At 31.8% G+C, this 18,636-nt stretch carries 19 protein-coding genes and 1 pseudogene; 16 read left to right on the forward strand and 4 right to left on the reverse strand.

Annotation, left to right across the window (positions count from 1 at the left end; genetic code table 11):
* Positions 1 to 12: 12 nt before the first annotated feature.
* Positions 13 to 1,365: an aminomethyl-transferring glycine dehydrogenase subunit GcvPA gene (gene gcvPA / locus ACM6UH_RS07390; protein WP_047503899.1), complete on the forward strand. Its 1,353-nt coding sequence runs from the start codon at positions 13 to 15 to the stop codon at positions 1,363 to 1,365.
* Positions 1,352 to 2,830, forward strand: coding sequence for an aminomethyl-transferring glycine dehydrogenase subunit GcvPB (gene gcvPB, locus ACM6UH_RS07395; RefSeq protein ID WP_011303029.1), 1,479 nt, complete (start codon positions 1,352 to 1,354; stop codon positions 2,828 to 2,830). The genes gcvPA and gcvPB overlap by 14 nt, the downstream gene beginning before the upstream one ends.
* Positions 2,831 to 2,952: 122 nt before the next feature.
* On the opposite strand, the gene ACM6UH_RS07400 is transcribed toward gcvPB, so the two are convergent.
* Positions 2,953 to 3,339, reverse strand: a complete 387-nt coding sequence (locus ACM6UH_RS07400; RefSeq protein ID WP_011303030.1) for a rhodanese-like domain-containing protein — start codon at positions 3,337 to 3,339, stop codon at positions 2,953 to 2,955.
* Between the two features lie 173 nt (positions 3,340 to 3,512).
* Between ACM6UH_RS07400 and ACM6UH_RS07405 the strand changes: the two genes are divergently transcribed.
* The gene (locus ACM6UH_RS07405; protein WP_011303031.1) at positions 3,513 to 4,343 is read left to right on the forward strand and encodes a lipoate--protein ligase family protein; all 831 of its coding nucleotides are present in this window, start codon (positions 3,513 to 3,515) and stop codon (positions 4,341 to 4,343) included.
* 59 nt (positions 4,344 to 4,402) lie between these two features.
* Here the strand turns inward: ACM6UH_RS07405 and ACM6UH_RS07410 are convergent, their stop codons facing one another.
* Complete coding sequence (locus ACM6UH_RS07410; RefSeq protein ID WP_011303032.1) at positions 4,403 to 4,624, reverse strand: SA1362 family protein; 222 nt, start codon at positions 4,622 to 4,624, stop codon at positions 4,403 to 4,405.
* Between the two features lie 21 nt (positions 4,625 to 4,645).
* Positions 4,646 to 5,233: a hypothetical protein gene (locus ACM6UH_RS07415; RefSeq protein ID WP_048787385.1), complete on the reverse strand. Its 588-nt coding sequence runs from the start codon at positions 5,231 to 5,233 to the stop codon at positions 4,646 to 4,648.
* Between the two features lie 103 nt (positions 5,234 to 5,336).
* Between ACM6UH_RS07415 and ACM6UH_RS07420 the strand changes: the two genes are divergently transcribed.
* The 9 genes from ACM6UH_RS07420 (at position 5,337) to ACM6UH_RS07460 (ending at position 12,438) form a co-directional block, all read left to right on the forward strand.
* The gene (locus tag ACM6UH_RS07420) at positions 5,337 to 6,395 is read left to right on the forward strand and encodes a M24 family metallopeptidase (RefSeq protein WP_011303034.1); all 1,059 of its coding nucleotides are present in this window, start codon (positions 5,337 to 5,339) and stop codon (positions 6,393 to 6,395) included.
* 28 nt (positions 6,396 to 6,423) lie between these two features.
* Positions 6,424 to 6,981: an elongation factor P gene (gene efp, locus ACM6UH_RS07425; protein ID WP_002483201.1), complete on the forward strand. Its 558-nt coding sequence runs from the start codon at positions 6,424 to 6,426 to the stop codon at positions 6,979 to 6,981.
* A 277-nt stretch (positions 6,982 to 7,258) separates the two neighbouring features.
* Positions 7,259 to 7,738, forward strand: a complete 480-nt coding sequence (accB, locus tag ACM6UH_RS07430) for an acetyl-CoA carboxylase biotin carboxyl carrier protein (RefSeq protein ID WP_002483202.1) — start codon at positions 7,259 to 7,261, stop codon at positions 7,736 to 7,738.
* Entirely contained in the window at positions 7,738 to 9,096 is a 1,359-nt protein-coding gene (accC, locus tag ACM6UH_RS07435) for an acetyl-CoA carboxylase biotin carboxylase subunit (protein WP_002483203.1), read from the forward strand. Before accB ends, accC begins: the two co-directional genes overlap by 1 nt.
* A 12-nt stretch (positions 9,097 to 9,108) precedes the next feature.
* Positions 9,109 to 9,471 carry an Asp23/Gls24 family envelope stress response protein gene (locus ACM6UH_RS07440; RefSeq protein ID WP_002483204.1) on the forward strand — a complete coding sequence of 121 codons (363 nt, stop codon included), beginning with the start codon at positions 9,109 to 9,111 and terminating at the stop codon, positions 9,469 to 9,471.
* 113 nt (positions 9,472 to 9,584) lie between these two features.
* The gene (nusB, locus tag ACM6UH_RS07445) at positions 9,585 to 9,971 is read left to right on the forward strand and encodes a transcription antitermination factor NusB (protein ID WP_011303036.1); all 387 of its coding nucleotides are present in this window, start codon (positions 9,585 to 9,587) and stop codon (positions 9,969 to 9,971) included.
* Between the two features lie 14 nt (positions 9,972 to 9,985).
* Positions 9,986 to 11,323, forward strand: coding sequence for an exodeoxyribonuclease VII large subunit (gene xseA, locus ACM6UH_RS07450; protein WP_047503891.1), 1,338 nt, complete (start codon positions 9,986 to 9,988; stop codon positions 11,321 to 11,323).
* Positions 11,316 to 11,561, forward strand: coding sequence for an exodeoxyribonuclease VII small subunit (locus ACM6UH_RS07455; RefSeq protein WP_002483207.1), 246 nt, complete (start codon positions 11,316 to 11,318; stop codon positions 11,559 to 11,561). Before xseA ends, ACM6UH_RS07455 begins: the two co-directional genes overlap by 8 nt.
* The gene (locus ACM6UH_RS07460; protein ID WP_011303039.1) at positions 11,551 to 12,438 is read left to right on the forward strand and encodes a polyprenyl synthetase family protein; all 888 of its coding nucleotides are present in this window, start codon (positions 11,551 to 11,553) and stop codon (positions 12,436 to 12,438) included. The genes ACM6UH_RS07455 and ACM6UH_RS07460 overlap by 11 nt, the downstream gene beginning before the upstream one ends.
* A 162-nt stretch (positions 12,439 to 12,600) precedes the next feature.
* Here the strand turns inward: ACM6UH_RS07460 and ACM6UH_RS07465 are convergent.
* A pseudogene (locus ACM6UH_RS07465) lies at positions 12,601 to 12,831 on the reverse strand (IS110 family transposase); the annotation flags it as partial.
* A 225-nt stretch (positions 12,832 to 13,056) separates the two neighbouring features.
* Here ACM6UH_RS07465 and ahrC point away from each other — a divergent pair.
* The 4 genes from ahrC (at position 13,057) to lpdA (ending at position 18,635) form a co-directional block, all read left to right on the forward strand.
* Positions 13,057 to 13,509 (forward strand): transcriptional regulator AhrC/ArgR, encoded by a 453-nt coding sequence (ahrC, locus tag ACM6UH_RS07470; protein ID WP_011303040.1) that lies wholly within the window; start codon positions 13,057 to 13,059, stop codon positions 13,507 to 13,509.
* Between the two features lie 21 nt (positions 13,510 to 13,530).
* Positions 13,531 to 15,213 (forward strand): DNA repair protein RecN, encoded by a 1,683-nt coding sequence (recN, locus tag ACM6UH_RS07475; RefSeq protein ID WP_011303041.1) that lies wholly within the window; start codon positions 13,531 to 13,533, stop codon positions 15,211 to 15,213.
* Positions 15,214 to 15,353: 140 nt separating this feature from the next.
* Complete coding sequence (locus tag ACM6UH_RS07480; protein ID WP_129319394.1) at positions 15,354 to 16,172, forward strand: phosphate acyltransferase; 819 nt, start codon at positions 15,354 to 15,356, stop codon at positions 16,170 to 16,172.
* A gap of 1,041 nt (positions 16,173 to 17,213) precedes the next feature.
* The gene (lpdA, locus tag ACM6UH_RS07485; protein WP_069793605.1) at positions 17,214 to 18,635 is read left to right on the forward strand and encodes a dihydrolipoyl dehydrogenase; all 1,422 of its coding nucleotides are present in this window, start codon (positions 17,214 to 17,216) and stop codon (positions 18,633 to 18,635) included.
* Position 18,636 lies beyond the last annotated feature (1 nt).

The raw sequence follows: 18,636 nt of genomic DNA on the forward strand, positions 1-18,636 counted from the left end.
AGGGGTGTTACTGTGAGTCATCGTTATATTCCATTAACTGAACAAGATAAAAAAGAAATGTTGGATACAATCGGAGCAAGCTCTATAAGTGAATTATTTGGAGATGTTCCAAAAGATATTTTATTAAATAGAGAGTTGGCCATACCAGATGGTGAAGCTGAAACGACATTGACAAAACGCTTAAGCAGAATTGCAAGCAAAAATGTAACTAAAGAAACGCATAGTTCATTTTTAGGCGCAGGTGTTTATGATCATTACGCACCAGCAGTTGTAGATGCAATGATTTCTCGTTCTGAATTTTATACTGCTTATACTCCATACCAACCAGAAATTTCGCAAGGTGAATTACAAGCTATCTTTGAATTCCAAACATTAATTTGCGAATTAACAGATATGGATATTGCAAACTCATCTATGTATGATGGTATTACAAGTTTCGCAGAAGCATGTATTTTAGCATTTAATCAAACGCGTAAAAATAAAATAGTTGTTTCAAAAGGACTACATTATCAAGCTTTGCAAGTATTAAAAACTTACGTTAAAACTCGAGAAGAATTTGAAGTTGTAGAAGTAGACCTTGATGGTACAATTACAGATTTAGAAAAATTAGAAAATGCAATTGACGATGATACAGCGGCAGTTGCTGTGCAGTATCCAAACTTTTATGGATCTATTGAGGATTTAGAAAAAATACATTCATTTATTGAAGACAAAAAGGCACTGTTTATTGTTTATGCCAATCCACTTGCTTTAGGTTTATTGACACCGCCAGGTAGTTTTGGAGCGGATATTGTTGTAGGAGACACACAACCATTTGGTATACCAGCGCAATTTGGTGGTCCGCATTGTGGTTTCTTTGCAACAACGAAAAAATTAATGAGAAAAATACCGGGACGTTTGGTTGGACAGACTGAAGATGGAGATGGAAATCGTGGTTTCGTTTTAACGCTACAAGCACGTGAACAACATATTCGTCGAGATAAAGCCACTTCAAACATTTGTTCAAACCAAGCATTAAATGCATTAGCTTCTTCAATTTGCATGTCCGCATTAGGTAAACAAGGTATTTATGACATTTCAGTACAAAACTTTGAAAATGCTAATTATGCAAAAGCACAATTTAAAGAAGCTGGTTTAGAAGTTTCAAATGGCACATCATTTAATGAATTTGTCGTGAAGTTTAATAAACCTGTAAAAGATATTAATGATGCATTACTACAACAAGATATTATTAGCGGTTTTGATTTAAGTGAAGTCTCAAAGGATTATGAAAATCAAATGTTAGTAGCAGTAACAGAATTAAGAACTAAAGATGAGATAGATACATTTGTTAAGAAAGCAGGTGAATTAAATGGTAGTAAGTAAATCTAGTCCATTAATATTTGAACGTTCTAAAAAAGGTCGTTATGCATATTCGTTACCCAAAAAAGAAATAGATAACGGTGCAGTAGAAAAATTATTAGACGACAAATTTATAAGAAAAAATAAAGCAGAACTACCTGAAGTCGCTGAATTAGATTTAGTACGTCATTATACTGAGCTTTCTAATAAAAACTTTGGTGTTGATTCAGGATTTTATCCTTTAGGTTCATGTACAATGAAATACAATCCAAAAATCAATGAAAAAATAGCAAGAATACCAGGATTCGCCGAGTCACATCCACTGCAAGATGAATCACAAGTTCAAGGTTCTTTAGAAATAATTCATAGTTTACAGGAAGAACTTAAAGAAATAACCGGTATGGATGAAGTAACGTTGCAACCAGCTGCCGGTGCACATGGTGAATGGACTGCATTGATGATATTCAAGGCATTCCATCAAAAAAATGGTGAAGGACATCGTGATGAAGTTATTGTACCTGACTCCGCACATGGTACTAACCCAGCTTCTGCAGCATTTGCTGGTTTCAAAGCGGTTACAGTTAAATCGAACGAACGCGGTGAAGTTGATATTGACGACTTAAAAAGAGTTGTAAATGAAAACACTGCAGCAATTATGCTTACAAATCCTAATACATTAGGTATATTTGAAAAAAATATTATGGATATAAGAAATATTGTTCATGAAGCTGGCGGATTATTATATTATGATGGTGCGAATTTAAATGCCATTATGGACAAAGTAAGGCCAGGAGACATGGGGTTTGATGCGGTACATCTTAACTTGCACAAAACATTTACTGGACCTCATGGTGGCGGTGGACCAGGTTCTGGACCAGTCGGTGTGAAAAAAGAATTAGCTAGTTTCTTACCAAAACCAATGGTAGTCAAAGAAGACGATGTATATAAATATGATAATGATATCGAAAATTCTATAGGACGTGTAAAACCTTTTTACGGTAATTTTGGTATCTATCTAAGAGCTTATACTTATATTCGTACGATGGGGAATAAAGGACTTGAAGAAGTTTCTGAGGCAGCTGTATTAAATGCAAATTATATTAAAGCTCGATTGAAGGATCATTTCGAAATCCCTTATCCACAATATTGTAAACATGAATTTGTATTAAGTGGTTCAAAACAAAAAGAACACGGTGTCAGAACGTTAGATATGGCTAAACGATTACTTGATTTCGGTGTTCATCCACCAACAATTTACTTCCCACTTAATGTTGAGGAAGGTATGATGATTGAACCAACTGAAACAGAATCTAAAGAAACCCTTGATTATTTCTGTGATAAAATGATTGAAATTGCAAATGAAGCAAAAGAAGATCCAGATAAAGTCTTAGAAGCACCACATACAACAATCATAGATAGATTAGATGAAACTAAAGCAGCTAGACAACCTGTTTTAAAATTTGAAAATCTTCGTTCTGAAAAAGAATAAGTATTATATTAAATAAATCCGGATAATTAATTATCCGGATTTATTTTTGTCTATTTTAATAAAAAACGAGTAACTATACATGAAATATAGTGACTCGCTTATTATTAAGTGAAATATTTAAACTACTTTTTAGATTTGATTTTACCAGTCCATTTTTTGTATCCGCCTTTAAGCATATAAACATCTTTATACCCATTTTTCTTTAAAGTTCTAGCGGCACGATAACTGGCAATGCCATTAGCATCGCACAGATAAATAGGTTGATCTGTTCTCAAACCTTGATATCTTTGTTTAAACATAGTAATTGGTATGTTACGCGCACCATTGATGTGGCCGTAATCATAATCTACTTTTTCTCTTACATCAATAACTTGAGCTTTACGCAAACCATTATGGAATTCATTTTGGTTTAATTCTGTGACTGCTCTTTTATTAAGAAGATAATTGATTAGCATGTAAGCGATAATAATTATTAAAACTGCTAACGCTATAAACCAAAAATTACTCATCTTGCATCCTCCCTAATTAACCGATATTATATATTATAAGACTGTTAGCCCAATTTATCAAAATATTTTTGCTTTTGATTAATAAGAAAGACTGACAAACTTATACAATTATTGAAAACGATAACACAAAATATATGTTATCACAATTTAATTTAGCGATTGGAGTTTTGAATGTGACAGAAACATGGAATTTTATCAATACTGGGAGTAAAGATCCTTATTTTAATATGGCGATGGATGAAGCCTTACTGAATTTTGTTTCCAGAGGGGAAATAGATCCTGTCATTAGATTTTATACTTGGGATCCTGCAACATTATCTATTGGTTACTTTCAAAGGCTTACAAAAGAAATTGATATCGATAAAGTTGAAGAAAAAGGATATGGACTTGTCAGACGTCAAACAGGCGGTAGAGGTGTGCTACATGACAAAGAATTAACTTATAGTGTCATTGTTCCAGAATCACATCCAGACATGCCCTCGACGGTTACAGAGGCTTATAGAGTAATTTCTGAGGGATTGTTAGAAGGGTTTAAGCATTTAGGTTTTGATGCTTCATTTGCCATTCCTCGCTCGAAAGAAGAAAGAGCTAAACTCAAACAACCAAGAAGTGCTGTATGTTTCGATGCTCCGAGCTGGTATGAATTAGTAGTAGAAGGTAGAAAAATAGCAGGTAGCGCCCAAGTTAGACAAAAAGGCGTTATTTTACAACACGGTTCGTTATTGCAAGATGTGGACATTGACGATCTATTTGACATGTTTATATTCAAAAATGAGCGTTTAAAAGATAAAATGAAACAAGCCTTTGTAGACAAAGCAGTCGCCATTAATGATATTTCAGATCGATATATTACACTAGAAGAAATGGAAGAAGCTTTTGAAATTGGATTTAAAAAAGGCTTAGACATCAATTTCAAACCACTAGAGCTTAATCAAAACCAAAAAGAAGAAATAAATACCTTAATTGAAAAGTATAAATCGGATGAATGGAATTATAGAAAATAAATGAAAAAGTATTAAAAAGCGCAACGACATTCAATGTCGTTGCGCTTTTAAAATAGCACTTATTTTTTCTTTCTATTTTGTCTTTTATATTTACGTTGCGCACGCTTATATTTACGTTGATCTTCTGTCAAAAAGAAGAAATAATAAATTGCGTAAATAATTCCAGCAAATACCGCTAAGCTAATTGCCATTCTTACAAAACTAAAAATAAATGCATCTAAATTAAGAATTAATCCAACTACTGCCACGGCGATGACAATATAAAATATCGCTTGTTTCACTTAAAACACTCCTATGTGATTCTAACTTTGACTATTATTGATACTTATAGTTGATAAAGCATTTTGTCCCTTTTGAATTTTTTTCTTATCTTTGCCATTGTAACCTTCTCTAATATCACTCATTGCATCACTTAATTTTTTATTGAGTTTAGTAATGTCTTTATTTTTTTCCTTGTCATCACTACTCATTTTTTCTTTATTTATATCGTTTTTGTACGTAGTAAAGGCTGTATCAATTTTATTAGTGATATCGGTAAGTTTTTCTTGAATTTTTTTATCATCTTTATTTTTCGTGACATCACTTTCAATTACATCGTACTGTTTAATAGATTTAGCAATGTCTTGATAATATGTAGAAGATGCTTTTAAGTTTGTAACTTTCTTATTGTTATTTTTAGCTGTAGCTATGTTTTTTTTATCTTTTTCCAAAGCTGTGATGTTACTTTTTTCTTTACTAATTTGTTGTTTTAAATCCTGAATGTTACTTTTCAACTTATGATTTTCATCGCGAAGTTGCGTGGTCTTTACTTCTAGTGGCCCTAAATTTTGACTACCACAACCAACTAACAAACATGAAGCACCTAAAATAGCTACAATTTTTTTCTTCATAATACGCTCCTAATTCAAAAACTATAAATTTATATAATAATTATGCTATCATTTTAATGTATAAATGGAAAATGTACAAATTTATTAAATAGGAGGAAGAAAGATGACTAGAATTGAAAAATTAAATTCTGCCTTAGAAACAAAACATTTAGAAGCAGCAGTCATATTATCAGATTTTAACAGAAGATATTTATCCGGTTTCACAGGTACAAGTGGTGCATTAATAATAACGAAAGAACAAAATTTATTAATTACTGACTTTAGATACATAGAGCAAGCCACTGCGCAAGCACCAGATTTTAAAATCATCAAACAACAAGGTTCCTTAATTGATGAAATAAAGCAACAACTTGAAAACTTAAGTGTGCAAAATGTCGGATTTGAAGGTAATCTAGTTAGTTATGATACTTACTTACAATTGAGTAAAGCCTACATTAGTTTAATTAGTATTAGTGGTGTAATTGAAAAAATTCGTGAAGTAAAAAATGAAGCAGAAATTCAGCTAATACAAAAAGCTTCAGACATTGTTGATGAAACATTTGAGTATATATTAACTGTTGCAAAAGCTGGTATGACGGAACAGCAACTAAAAGCAAAGTTAGAAAGTAAAATGTTAGAATTAGGCGCAGAAGGGACATCGTTTGATACCATAGTCGCTTCAGGCGTAAGAGGAGCTTTACCACATGGTGTAGCTAGCGATAAAGTAATTAATCATGGTGAAATGATCACCTTAGATTTTGGTGCTTATTACAAGGGCTATAGTTCAGACATTACACGAACATTTGCAATCGGTGAGCCAGACCCACAACTTAAAGAAATCTACAATATTGTTTTAGAAGCGAACTTAAAAGGAATAGAAGCAGCTAAAAAAGGCATTACAGGTAAAGCTCTAGATGCAGTAGCAAGAGATTACATTACGGAAAAAGGGTATGGAGATGCCTTTGGACATTCGTTAGGTCACGGTATAGGGTTAGATGTTCACGAAGGTCCCAATCTTTCTAGAAAATCTGAAACTGAATTAGACGTCAATAATTGTGTTACAATTGAACCTGGCATTTATATAGATGGTCTAGGTGGCGTTCGTATAGAAGATGACATTTTAATTAAAGAAAATGGCTGTGAACGCTTTACTAAATGCTCTAAAAACCTTATTATTTTATAGAAGACCTTATAATCGAGGAGGAAACTGAATGATTTCGGTTAATGATTTTAAAACAGGCTTAACAATATCAGTAGATAATGGTATTTGGAAAGTATTAGATTTCCAACACGTAAAACCAGGCAAAGGTTCTGCTTTTGTACGTTCTAAGTTACGTAATCTAAGAACGGGTGCAATCCAGGAGAAAACATTTAGAGGCGGAGAGAAAGTAGAAACTGCTTTAATTGAAAACCGTCGTATGCAGTATTTATATGCAGATGGTGATACACATGTTTTCATGGATAATCAAACGTTTGAACAAACAGAATTACCAGCTGACTATTTAGAATATGAACTTAACTTCTTAAAAGCTAATATGGAAGTTCAAATTCAGTCTTATGAAAATGAAACATTAGGTGTTGAATTACCTAAAACAGTTGAACTTACTGTAACTGAAACAGAACCTGGTATCAAAGGTGATACTGCAAATGGTGCAACTAAATCAGCAACAGTAGAAACAGGGTATACGTTAAATGTACCTTTATTTGTAAATGAAGGCGATGTACTTGTGATTAATACTGGTGACGGTAGTTACATCTCAAGAGCATAATAGTTTAATTTTGTATTTACTTATCGAAATTACATTTAAAAAAACCTTTCCAATGCGCTATACTTTGGAAAGGTTTTTATTATGTTAAAATAGATAGAATCAAATAATATTATTTAAAATTGCACTAATAGTTTACTTTTGAAATAAGGTATAGTTATATGGAACACTACAAAAGTGAATCAGTTTAATATAGAAAGTATGTATATGCTTGAATTGAGCATATCTCTAAAGTAAAATAAACTAGGTAAATGAAAACAATCTGAAGGAGTCAGTATTTATGAATTTTAAAGAAATTAAAGAATTAATTGAAATTCTTGATCAATCAAGTTTGACTGAAATTAATATAGAAGACAAGGGCAATGTTGTTAATTTAAAAAAAGAAAAAGAAACTGAAATCATTACACCACAAATTTCACAACAACCGATGCAACAATTAGCGCCGCAACAAGGTGTAGCATCAAATCCAGTAGCTACAGGTAGTACAGAAGAAACTACTAGCGATGCAAGTACAACTGACGATAACCTACAAACTATTAATGCGCCAATGGTAGGTACATTTTATAAATCGCCATCACCAGAAGAAAGTGCTTACGTACAAGTTGGTGATTCTGTTACAAACGAATCAACTGTCTGTATATTAGAAGCGATGAAATTATTTAATGAAATTCAAGCCGAAGTAACTGGGGAAATTGCAGAAATTTTAGTAGAAGACGGTCAAATGGTAGAGTATGGCCAACCGTTATTTAAGGTGAAATAATGAATAAAATTTTAATAGCAAATAGAGGAGAAATTGCAGTAAGAATTATTCGTGCATGTCATGAACTTGGATTGCAAACAGTGGCAATATACTCTGAAGGAGATAAAGACGCACTACATACTCAAATTGCTGATGAAGCATATTGCGTTGGCCCAACTCAATCTAAAGATTCTTACTTAAACATCCCAAACATTTTATCAATAGCAACTTCTACTGGATGCGACGGTGTTCATCCAGGGTACGGGTTTTTAGCAGAAAATGGAGATTTCGCAGAATTATGTGAAGCATGCCAGTTAAAATTTATTGGACCTAGCTATGAATCAATTCAAAAAATGGGGATTAAAGATGTAGCTAAAGAAGAAATGAAACGTGCAGAAGTACCTGTAGTTCCTGGTAGCGAGGGGTTAGTTCAAGATATCAATGAAGCTAAAAAAATCGCTACTGAAATTGGCTATCCAGTAATCATTAAAGCAACTGCTGGTGGCGGTGGTAAAGGGATTAGAGTGGCACGTGACGAAAAAGAACTTGAAACTGGTTTTAAAATGACACAACAAGAAGCAGAAACCGCATTTGGCAATAATGGCTTATATCTAGAAAAATTCATTGAAAATTTCCGTCATATTGAAATACAAATTATGGGTGATAGCTTTGGTAATGTTGTACATTTAGGTGAGCGTGACTGTACAATTCAACGAAGAATGCAAAAATTAGTTGAGGAAGCTCCTTCACCGATACTTACCGAAGAAAAACGCCAAGAAATGGGAAATGCAGCAGTCAGAGCAGCAAAAGCCGTAAATTATGAAAATGCTGGGACGATAGAATTCATTTATGACTTAGATACGAATGACTTTTATTTTATGGAAATGAACACGCGAATTCAAGTTGAACATCCAGTTACAGAGATGGTTACGGGTGTAGACTTAGTTAAACTACAATTGAAGGTTGCAATGGGTGAAAAACTTCCTTTCAAACAAAAAGATATTAAAATCGAGGGACATGCAATGGAATTCAGAATCAATGCTGAAAATCCATATAAAAATTTCATGCCTTCTCCAGGTCAAATCACTCAATATTTAGCTCCAGGCGGTTTTGGTGTGAGAATTGAATCAGCTTGTTATACTAATTATACGATTCCACCTTATTATGATTCTATGGTAGCGAAACTCATTGTTCATGAACCAACACGAGAAGAAGCAATTATGACAGGTTTACGCGCACTAGGTGAGTATCTTGTTCTTGGCATTGATACAACAATCCCATTCCATATTCGTTTACTAAATAATGATATTTTTAGAAGCGGCGTATTTAATACGAAGTTTTTAGAAACACATAATATTATGGATGATCAATCTAAATAGGAGGTAATTGACATGGTCAAAGTTTCAGAAACCTCACATTCCCAATTAGGTAAAATAGAAATAGCACCCGAGGTATTAACAGTCATAGCTAGTATTGCCACTTCAGAAGTAAAAGGTATACAAGGGCATTTTAAAGAATTAAAAAAAGGCAGCATTGAAAACATTAGCAAAAAACAGCTTAGTCGCGGTGTTAAAGTAGATACAAATGATGAAGGCATCTATATCGATGTATATTGTTCATTAGCGTATGGTATCAATATATCGGAAACTGCTAAAAAAATTCAACAAGCTATTTATAATTCGTTAACGACGATGACAACAATTGAACCTAGTCAAATCAATATTCATATTACACATATAGAACCAATAAATTAAAATTATAAAAGCAAATTTACTTTAAATTCATTTTGCGAAAAGCGATTGCTTCTATTTTAAGCATCTCTTTTCGTTAATGGTTTACTATAATACTATGCTTGAAGGAGTTTATAATGAGTCGAAAAGAATCCAGAACGCAAGCCTTTCAAACTCTATTTCAACTTGAAATGAAAAATAGCGATTTAACAATTGAAGAAGCAATCAGTTTTATTAAAGATGATAATCCAGATTTAGAATTCGAATTCATCAGTTGGTTAGTAACTGGTGTTAAAGATCACGAAGTTGTGCTAGATGAAAAAATCCAACCTCATTTAAAGGACTGGACTTTAGCACGATTGTTAAAATCTGATCGAATTATCTTAAGAATGTCTACATTTGAAATGTTACATAGTTCAACACCACAAAAAGTAATTATCAATGAAGCTGTTGAATTAGCAAAACAATTCAGTGATGATGATCATTACAAATTTATAAACGGTGTATTGAGCAATATTGAATAGAAGAGTGATATAACATGTCAGAATATTTAAGTGTAACTTCGTTAACTAAATATATTAAATATAAATTTGATCAAGATCCTCATTTACAATCCGTATTGATTAAAGGCGAATTATCTAATTTTAAAAAGCATAGTAGTGGACATCTGTATTTTAATGTAAAAGATAAAAACAGTGTCATCAGTGCAATGATGTTTAAAGGAAATGCATCAAAAATTGATTTTGAACCTAAAGAAGGGGACGAAGTGCTATTAGAAGCACGTGTTTCTGTCTATGAACGTCGTGGTAATTATCAAATATATGTTAATAAAATGCATATGGATGGAATAGGTAATCTTTATCAAAAATTAGAGCAGTTAAAAAAGAAATTAACTAAAGAAGGCTTTTTTGATCAAAATCATAAGAAAGTGATACCTAAATTCCCCCAAAAAATAGCTGTGCTAACAGCCGGAACTGGCGCTGCAATACGAGATATTCATACGACTATTAATAGTAGGTATCCGTTAGCAGAACAAGTTCAGATCAATACACTTGTTCAAGGAGAACAAGCTAAAAGCGACATTATTGAAAAAATTAATCAAGCTGATGCTTTGAATGTTGATACAATTATTATCGGTCGTGGCGGAGGCTCTATCGAGGATTTATGGAATTTCAATGAAGAAGATGTCGTTAAAGCCATCTATAATTGTCAAACACCGATTATTTCCGCAGTAGGACATGAAACTGATTTTACATTAAGTGATTTTGTGGCAGATGTAAGAGCAGCAACACCAACTCAAGCAGCAGTATTGGCTACGCCGGACCAATATGAATTACGTCAATATTTACAGCAAGCTAATTTATCATTGACTCGATTTATCAAACAATATATGCAGCAAAAACGAAAACATTTGGAACATGTTGCATCTTATTATAAATTCCAAACGCCTTCACTACTTTATGATCAACAAATACAAAAACGTGATGATCTTGAGAAACAACTTAAGTTGTCTTTGAATTTGAAAATTAAAAATCAGCAACAACAATTACAGTTACTCTTTAACAATTTCAATTTAAAAACGTTTAAACAACGTATTAAAAGAGACCAATTAACAAATAATCAAAAACGTGTTGAATTAAGTAAAGTCATGCATAATTTACTTGATAATCAAAAAAACAATCTTGCTAGAAAACTAGAAAATCTTAATAATTTAAGTCCTACTAATACTATGTTGCGTGGTTATACAATCGTAAATAAGGATGATAAAGTTATTACCAGTACGAAAGACTTGGCTGAAAATGATAATATTGTGTTAACAATGAAAGATGGCTTTGTTGATGCACAAGTAAAGAAAGTAAGGTGTAATGATGAGTAATAGTAATACACAAAGTTTTGAAGAAATGATGAAAGAACTAGAAACAATCGTTCAAAAATTAGACAATGAAAATGTTTCTTTAGAAGAATCTTTAAACCTATATCAACGTGGTATGAAATTATCGGCTACTTGTGATGAAACATTAAAAGATGCTGAGAAAAAAGTAAATGAATTGATGTCTGATGAAAATACTGACAATAATGACGATACTGAGAAGGTAGATAGTGATGATGAATAAAAAAATGGAACATTTAACTGAAGAAGTTAATCAATTGTTATCTGAAACAATTCCAAATTCAAAACTAAATACTAATCTAGAAGAAAGTATGCGTTATTCACTAGAAGCAGGTGGTAAACGCATAAGACCTGTATTATTACTGTTAACTTTAGAAATGTTAACAGATCAGTATAAAAAAGGATTTTCATCAGCACTTGCACTAGAAATGATACACACATATTCATTAATACATGATGATTTACCACCAATGGATAATGATGATTATCGTAGAGGTAAATTAACAAACCATAAAGTATTTGGAGAGTGGAAAGCAATACTAGCAGGTGATGCATTACTAACTAAAGCATTTGATATGATTGTAAACGATGATTCACTTAATGATGTTGCTAAAGTTAAATTAATTAAACGTTTATCCTTTGCTAGTGGCCATCTGGGTATGGTAGGTGGTCAAACGCTTGATATGCAAAGCGAAGGTGCAGAAACAAATATTGATCTAGACACTTTAGAGAAAATTCATAATGCAAAAACAGGTGCACTATTAAAATTTGCAGTCATGGCAGCAGTCGATATTGCTGAACCAGAAAATGAAGTTTCCAATGCTTTAGAATCATATAGTGAACATTTGGGATTAATGTTCCAAATCAAAGATGATTTATTAGATATTTATGGTGATGAAGCAAAACTTGGTAAAGCTGTCGGTAGTGATATTGAAAATGATAAAAGTACCTATGTTTCACTTTTAGGCCAACAAGGGGCTGAAGACAAATTGAAACATCATACAGACAAAGCTTACAAATGTTTAAATCAATTACCAAAACAATATAATACTGACAATTTAGTTTATATTATAGAACTTTTTAATAATCGTGAATCATAAAATCAAATGTATTTATTTAAGAGTCTGGGACAAAAATGGATGTTTCAGACTCTTTCCTACGATTAGTCAACTGGTTATATAGTAAATTAAGTATACTAAATAAACCTTATGATTTAATATTTTTAAATAAGGTGTTAATCTATATTTGTAATTATGATTATTTTAATGTGGGGACATTTGATAGTCATATTGCTTATTATTGGTAACTAAATAATGAATTGTTTTTAACAAGCGATTCATACAAGCTACCATGGCAGTCTTATGAGTTTTCTCATGAGGCTGCTTTTTAATTTATAGTAATAATCAATAATGTGATTATCGTAATGTCGCTGACTCCGAATTATATTCATCACAACGAAAAATAACGGTCTCCGTTTTTTTATTTCCTTGTTTTATTTAGTTTTGTACTATTCAATAAATATTCAGCATACGCATAATATGATATAAGTCATGATTGAAATGCTTCATATTTAGAATCACTGAAAAAGTATTGTCAAGACTATAATTACAACGGAATATCCATTTAAGTAAGTAAAATTACAAACCGTCTTTAGTAGTCGAATGCTATGGCTTGTGGTAAAATCAATGTATAAATATTCGTTTATAGAGGTGCTATATATGGCTAAAAAATCGGTAAGACATATAAAAATAAGAGAAATAATTTCAAATGAAAAAATTGAAACACAAGATGAATTAGTAAAGCGATTAAATGAATATGAATTAAATGTTACCCAAGCGACCGTTTCTAGAGACATTAAAGAACTACAACTTATAAAAGTTCCCACGCCAGCGGGGCAATATGTTTATAGTTTACCAAATGATAGAAAATATCATCCTTTAGAAAAATTGGGTCGTTATTTAATTGACTCATTTGTAAATATTGATGGAACCGGTAATTTATTAGTATTAAAAACACTACCAGGTAATGCGCAATCTATTGGTGCAATATTAGACCAAATCGATTGGGAAGATGTATTAGGTACAATTTGTGGTGACGATACTTGTTTAATTATATGTCGAGATGATGCTGCAAGCGAGAAGATTAAAACACGCATCTTTAATTTATTATAAGTATAAGGAAGTGTTAAAAGGATGCTCCAAACGCTATCTATAAAACAATTTGCAATTATTGATGAACTCGAAGTTCATTTTGGTGATGGATTAACTGTCCTAAGTGGTGAAACAGGTGCTGGTAAATCAATTATAATTGATGCAATTGGTCAATTAATTGGCATGCGTGCTTCATCTAACTATGTACGACATGGTGAAAAAAAAGCTATTATTGAAGGTATTTTTGATATTGATGAGAGCAAGGAAGCAATTTCTATATTAGAAGCTCTAGATATTGATATCGACGAAGATTTTCTTCTAGTAAAAAGAGAAATTTTCAGTACTGGCAAGAGTATGTGCAGAGTTAATAATCAAATCGTAACTCTACAAGATTTACGTAAGATTATGCAAGAATTACTAGATATTCACGGTCAGCACGAAACACAGACACTATTAAAACAAAAATATCATCTGCAACTTCTTGATAATTATGCTGAAGACAAATATAAGAAATTACTAAATTCGTATGTGGCTACTTTTGACCAGTACAAAGCCAAAAAGAAAGAACTAGAAGATTTAGAGTCTGCGGACCAGGCTTTATTACAACGTTTAGATTTGTTGAAATTTCAACATGAAGAATTACAAGAAGCAAATTTGGTTGAAGGTGAAGTTAAGCAACTCGAAACTGATATTAAACGTATACAAAATTCTGAAAACCTAAACTTAGCATTAAATAATGCACACCTCACATTAACTGATGAACATGCAATAACAGATCGATTATATGAATTAAGTAATCAATTACAATCAATTAGTCATATATTACCTGAAAAATATGATTCATTGAAAGAAGAGGTGGATCAATTTTATTACACCTTAGAAGACGCTAAACATCAGTTATATGATGAATTAACGAATACAGAGTTTGATGAACAATATTTAAATGAACTAGAGTCTAGAATGAATGTACTCAATGATTTGAAAAGAAAATATGGCAAGGATATTAGTGAACTTATTACTTACCAAAGTAAACTGGCTAATGAAATTGATAAAATTGAGAATTATGAAGAAAGTACCTCTCAATTAAGACAAGAAATTGATACTTTATACGATAAAGTAATTAAATTAGGTGAACAATTATCTAAAGAGCGACGTAGTGTTGCACAAACATTAAGAAATCATATTGTAGAAGAAATTCAAAACTTACAAATGAAAGATGCTAACCTAGAAATTTCATTCAAACCACTAGATGTTCCAAACCGTGAAGGTATTGAATTTGTTGAATTTTTAATTAGTCCTAATAAAGGTGAGCCACTTAAAAGTTTAAACAAAATCGCATCTGGAGGCGAATTATCTAGAATTATGTTGGCGCTTAAAACCATTTTTGTCAAAGCAAGAGGTCAAACAGCAATATTATTTGATGAGGTTGATTCTGGCGTTTCTGGTAAAGCTGCACAAAAAATGGCAGAAAAAATGAAAGACTTAGCTACTTATATTCAAGTTATATGTATTTCACATTTACCACAAGTAGCAACGATGAGTGACCACCATCTATTTATAAGCAAAGACACTACAGATGACCGTACAACTACACATGTACAACAATTATCTGGCGATGAACGTGTAACGGAAATAGCAAGGATGATATCTGGCGCAAGCGTTACAGAACTCACACGTCAAAATGCGAAAGAAATGATTGAGCAAAACCAACGTTTACGTGAATAAGCAAAATGTAATTTCTTATTTTATAAAAATTATTTTTATAAAATAAGAAAGGTGTTGATTTTCATGCAATATCAACATTTAATTGAGCCTAAAAAAGTGTTAAAGGTGATGTTGCCATTTTATTTGCCAACGATGAAAAAATGTTATCTGTAGTTATAGATGCATTATCGCTAACAGATATTGATGTTTATCTCTATGATACGCAAGACCCTACCGAAATTATCCGATCATTTGACGTCGAAGTACAAAGATTAAATAGAATTCATATCCTAACATTTGAGGATGAGAACAAATTATTTCAACAGTGTGCACATGATTTAGCTACTGGTAAAGCGTCTTTATTAATGAAGGGAAATATTGTGTCTTCAACTTTATTAACATTTGTATTAGGCAATAAAAATTTTGTTGATTATCATGGTTTTTTAAATCACGTAGCATGTTTTCACATCCCTAATTATCACAAAACGCTTATGCTGAGCGATTCAGCTTTTAATATTAGTCCTACAATTGAAGAGAAGAAACAAATAATTAATAATTTATCAAAATTTGCAATGTCACTAGGTTATGAAAAATTTAAAATTGCCTTGCTTTCGTCTGTAGAAAAACCAATTAAAAAAATACAATCTTCTTTGGATGCTGTGAAATTAAAGCAAATTTTCAGTCGGAAACAATCGGAATTTTTATTCGTTGATGGTCCTTTTGTATTTGAAAATGCAATTAGTATGCAAAACGTGATTAAGAAAAATATTAAATCGTCGGTTGCAGGAGACACCGACGCATTACTCGTTTCACATATTGATGTTGGTAATGCATTGTATAAATCATTTACTTATTTCGGAGAAGCACGCGTTGCAAGTTTAATATTAGGGGCAAAATTTCCAATCGTATTAACATCTCGTTCAGATACAAAGCAAAATAAATTAGACTCCTTACTTTTAGCGCTAAAAGTGTTAAACTAACGTAATTTTTCTATTGAAGTGTCATATTATATTTTTCGGGATAGGTTATTAATTTTATAATGCCTTTAATTGATGTAAAATATAAATGGATATCATAAATTGGTTAATATTACCGTAGTTTTGAAAACTTAAAACTTGAATTCATGTAGCATTAATCAATATTTTCACTTTAAATGAACCAAGGTATTCCGTATAACATTAAAAATTAAATTACAGTTGTGTTTATGATATGGGGACGTCCTGACATTCTATTTAACGCAAGTTGATCATTCGCCTAAAATTTTTAAATATGGTGTACATGTAGCGAAACTGAGTGGTATTATTATTTATGGTTTTAGATGTTCATTAATGATGTTTTTTACCGATGCGCTTATAGTAATTGAGGCATTAATGATTATAACGATAGGAAGACATCTTAGGGAAAAGAATGCCGACATTTTCACGTATTAATTTCAAAAGTGTTTGCTTGATTAAAAGGTAATGTTTATTTAAAGATTTAATCTTGATATCACTATTATTGACATACTTTTTTGAAATTGTATTACAGTTGGTTCATAAAAAATTGAAAATATATTCGATAACGATGATTAATTATCTAGTACATGACTTTTAAATGTATGTAGCGGGAATGTTCAAAAACCAGATGATACAATTACAATTTTACACTTAAAGAAATGAATCACTTTTTAAGTAAAAAGGTGGTTTCATTAGTGTGTTCTAAACAATTGATTGAATACTACTAATCAACTGAATAAGTATCTAAGCCATATAATTAATATATTTTCGATATATGAGTGAGTCAAAAGGTGAAAATCATTACATGGAGTTACATAGGCGTATTAAGCTGAAATGAGTCGAATGGTTTACATGAAGCATTAAAATTTAAAGAACAGGGTTTAGAAAAATTTAAAATCTTAGTTTCTTGGATTACAATAGAACCTATTTATCCAGGTTACAGCGCAAAGGCAACTATGGCAATAGGTACATGAATAGTATTAACAATAGCTGAAATTGCTGAGGTTTATAGTTAGGAGCAAAAAAATGTCAGAAGAAAAATATGATTTAGTGATACTAGGTGGAGGCACTGCAGGTTATGTATCTGCAATTAGAGCATCACAGCTAGGAAAAAAAGTGGCACTTGTAGAGCAATCGCTTTTAGGTGGAACTTGTTTACATAAAGGATGCATACCGACAAAAGCATTATTAAAATCCGCAGAAGTTATGAGGACAATATCCAATGCTACTGATTATGGTGTGGATGTGGATAACTTTAGAGTTAACTTTTCTCAGATGCAATCAAGAAAAAATGATATCGTCAATCAGATGTTTAATGGTGTAACACATTTGATGGAACATAATAAAATTGATGTGTTTAATGGCGTTGGCCGTATATTAGGCCCTTCTATATTTTCACCTCAAAGTGGTACAGTATCTGTAGAATTTGAAAATGGTGAATCAGAATTAATACCTAATAACAATGTACTTATCGCTACTGGATCACAACCAATGGACTTACCATTTTTGCCGTTTGATCATAAAATTGTCTTATCTAGTGATGACATCTTAAAATTAGAAGCGTTACCTAAATCACTAGCCATTATTGGCGGGGGTGTTATAGGTTTAGAATTTGCGTCTTTAATGACTGATTTGGGAGTAGACATAACAGTCATCGAAGCAGGAGAACGTATTTTACCTACTGAAAGTAAATCAATTGCCAATACATTAAAGAAAGAATTAACACAACGCGGTGTTTCGTTTTATGAAAATACACAACTTACTGAATCGCAAATTACAATTGAAGCAACAAGTATTGATATTAAATTAAATGAAGAAGTCACTCATTTTGAAAAAGCTTTAGTGGCAATTGGTCGCAAACCAAATACTGAAGATATTGGCTTAAATAACACAAAAATAAAATTGTCTAATAGCAATCATATTATCGTCAATGAATTCCAACAAACAGAGGACAAACATATATATGCAGCAGGTGATTGCATTGGAAAGTTACAACTTGCTCATGTAGGTTCTAAAGAAGGTACTACAGCAATTGAACATATGTTTGATAAATCACCTTTATCATTGGATTATAATAAGATGCCAAAATGTGTGTACACACAACCTGAAGTAGCGAGTATGGGACAAAATCTAGAACAAGCAAAAGCGAATAACTTAAATGCAAAAGCTATTAAAGTGCCGTTTAAAGCGATTGGTAAGGCAGTTATTGAAAATGTTACAAATCAAAATGGCTTTTGTGAAATCGTAATCGATCAAGATAATGATACTGTACTTGGCTTAAATATGATTGGGCCTCAAGTAACAGAATTAATTAACGAAGTGTCATTGTTGCAATTTATGAATGGATCAACTTTAGAACTTGGATTAACAACACATGCCCATCCATCACTTTCAGAAGTGTTAATGGAACTAGGCTTAAAAGTTGAAAACAGATCGATTCACGTTTAAT

The sequence above is a fragment of the Staphylococcus sp. LKG4-2 genome, assembly GCF_050955665.1.
GTDB classification, from domain to species: Bacteria; Bacillota; Bacilli; order Staphylococcales; family Staphylococcaceae; genus Staphylococcus; species Staphylococcus saprophyticus.

What these genes read in the sequence shown, in the direction of transcription:
- lpdA (WP_069793605.1), top strand. Translation starts at nt 17,214, where the DNA reads ATGTCAGAAGAAAAATATGATTTAGTGATACTAGGTGGAGGCACTGCA.
- recN (WP_011303041.1), top strand. Translation starts at nt 13,531, where the DNA reads ATGCTCCAAACGCTATCTATAAAACAATTTGCAATTATTGATGAACTC.
- ACM6UH_RS07415 (WP_048787385.1), bottom strand. Translation starts at nt 5,233, where the DNA reads ATGAAGAAAAAAATTGTAGCTATTTTAGGTGCTTCATGTTTGTTAGTT.
- accB (WP_002483202.1), top strand. Translation starts at nt 7,259, where the DNA reads ATGAATTTTAAAGAAATTAAAGAATTAATTGAAATTCTTGATCAATCA.
- xseA (WP_047503891.1), top strand. Translation starts at nt 9,986, where the DNA reads ATGTCAGAATATTTAAGTGTAACTTCGTTAACTAAATATATTAAATAT.
- ahrC (WP_011303040.1), top strand. Translation starts at nt 13,057, where the DNA reads ATGGCTAAAAAATCGGTAAGACATATAAAAATAAGAGAAATAATTTCA.
- ACM6UH_RS07440 (WP_002483204.1), top strand. Translation starts at nt 9,109, where the DNA reads ATGGTCAAAGTTTCAGAAACCTCACATTCCCAATTAGGTAAAATAGAA.
- accC (WP_002483203.1), top strand. Translation starts at nt 7,738, where the DNA reads ATGAATAAAATTTTAATAGCAAATAGAGGAGAAATTGCAGTAAGAATT.
- efp (WP_002483201.1), top strand. Translation starts at nt 6,424, where the DNA reads ATGATTTCGGTTAATGATTTTAAAACAGGCTTAACAATATCAGTAGAT.
- ACM6UH_RS07460 (WP_011303039.1), top strand. Translation starts at nt 11,551, where the DNA reads ATGATGAATAAAAAAATGGAACATTTAACTGAAGAAGTTAATCAATTG.
- ACM6UH_RS07455 (WP_002483207.1), top strand. Translation starts at nt 11,316, where the DNA reads ATGAGTAATAGTAATACACAAAGTTTTGAAGAAATGATGAAAGAACTA.
- ACM6UH_RS07480 (WP_129319394.1), top strand. Translation starts at nt 15,354, where the DNA reads ATGTTATCTGTAGTTATAGATGCATTATCGCTAACAGATATTGATGTT.
- ACM6UH_RS07400 (WP_011303030.1), bottom strand. Translation starts at nt 3,339, where the DNA reads ATGAGTAATTTTTGGTTTATAGCGTTAGCAGTTTTAATAATTATTATC.
- gcvPB (WP_011303029.1), top strand. Translation starts at nt 1,352, where the DNA reads ATGGTAGTAAGTAAATCTAGTCCATTAATATTTGAACGTTCTAAAAAA.
- ACM6UH_RS07420 (WP_011303034.1), top strand. Translation starts at nt 5,337, where the DNA reads ATGACTAGAATTGAAAAATTAAATTCTGCCTTAGAAACAAAACATTTA.
- nusB (WP_011303036.1), top strand. Translation starts at nt 9,585, where the DNA reads ATGAGTCGAAAAGAATCCAGAACGCAAGCCTTTCAAACTCTATTTCAA.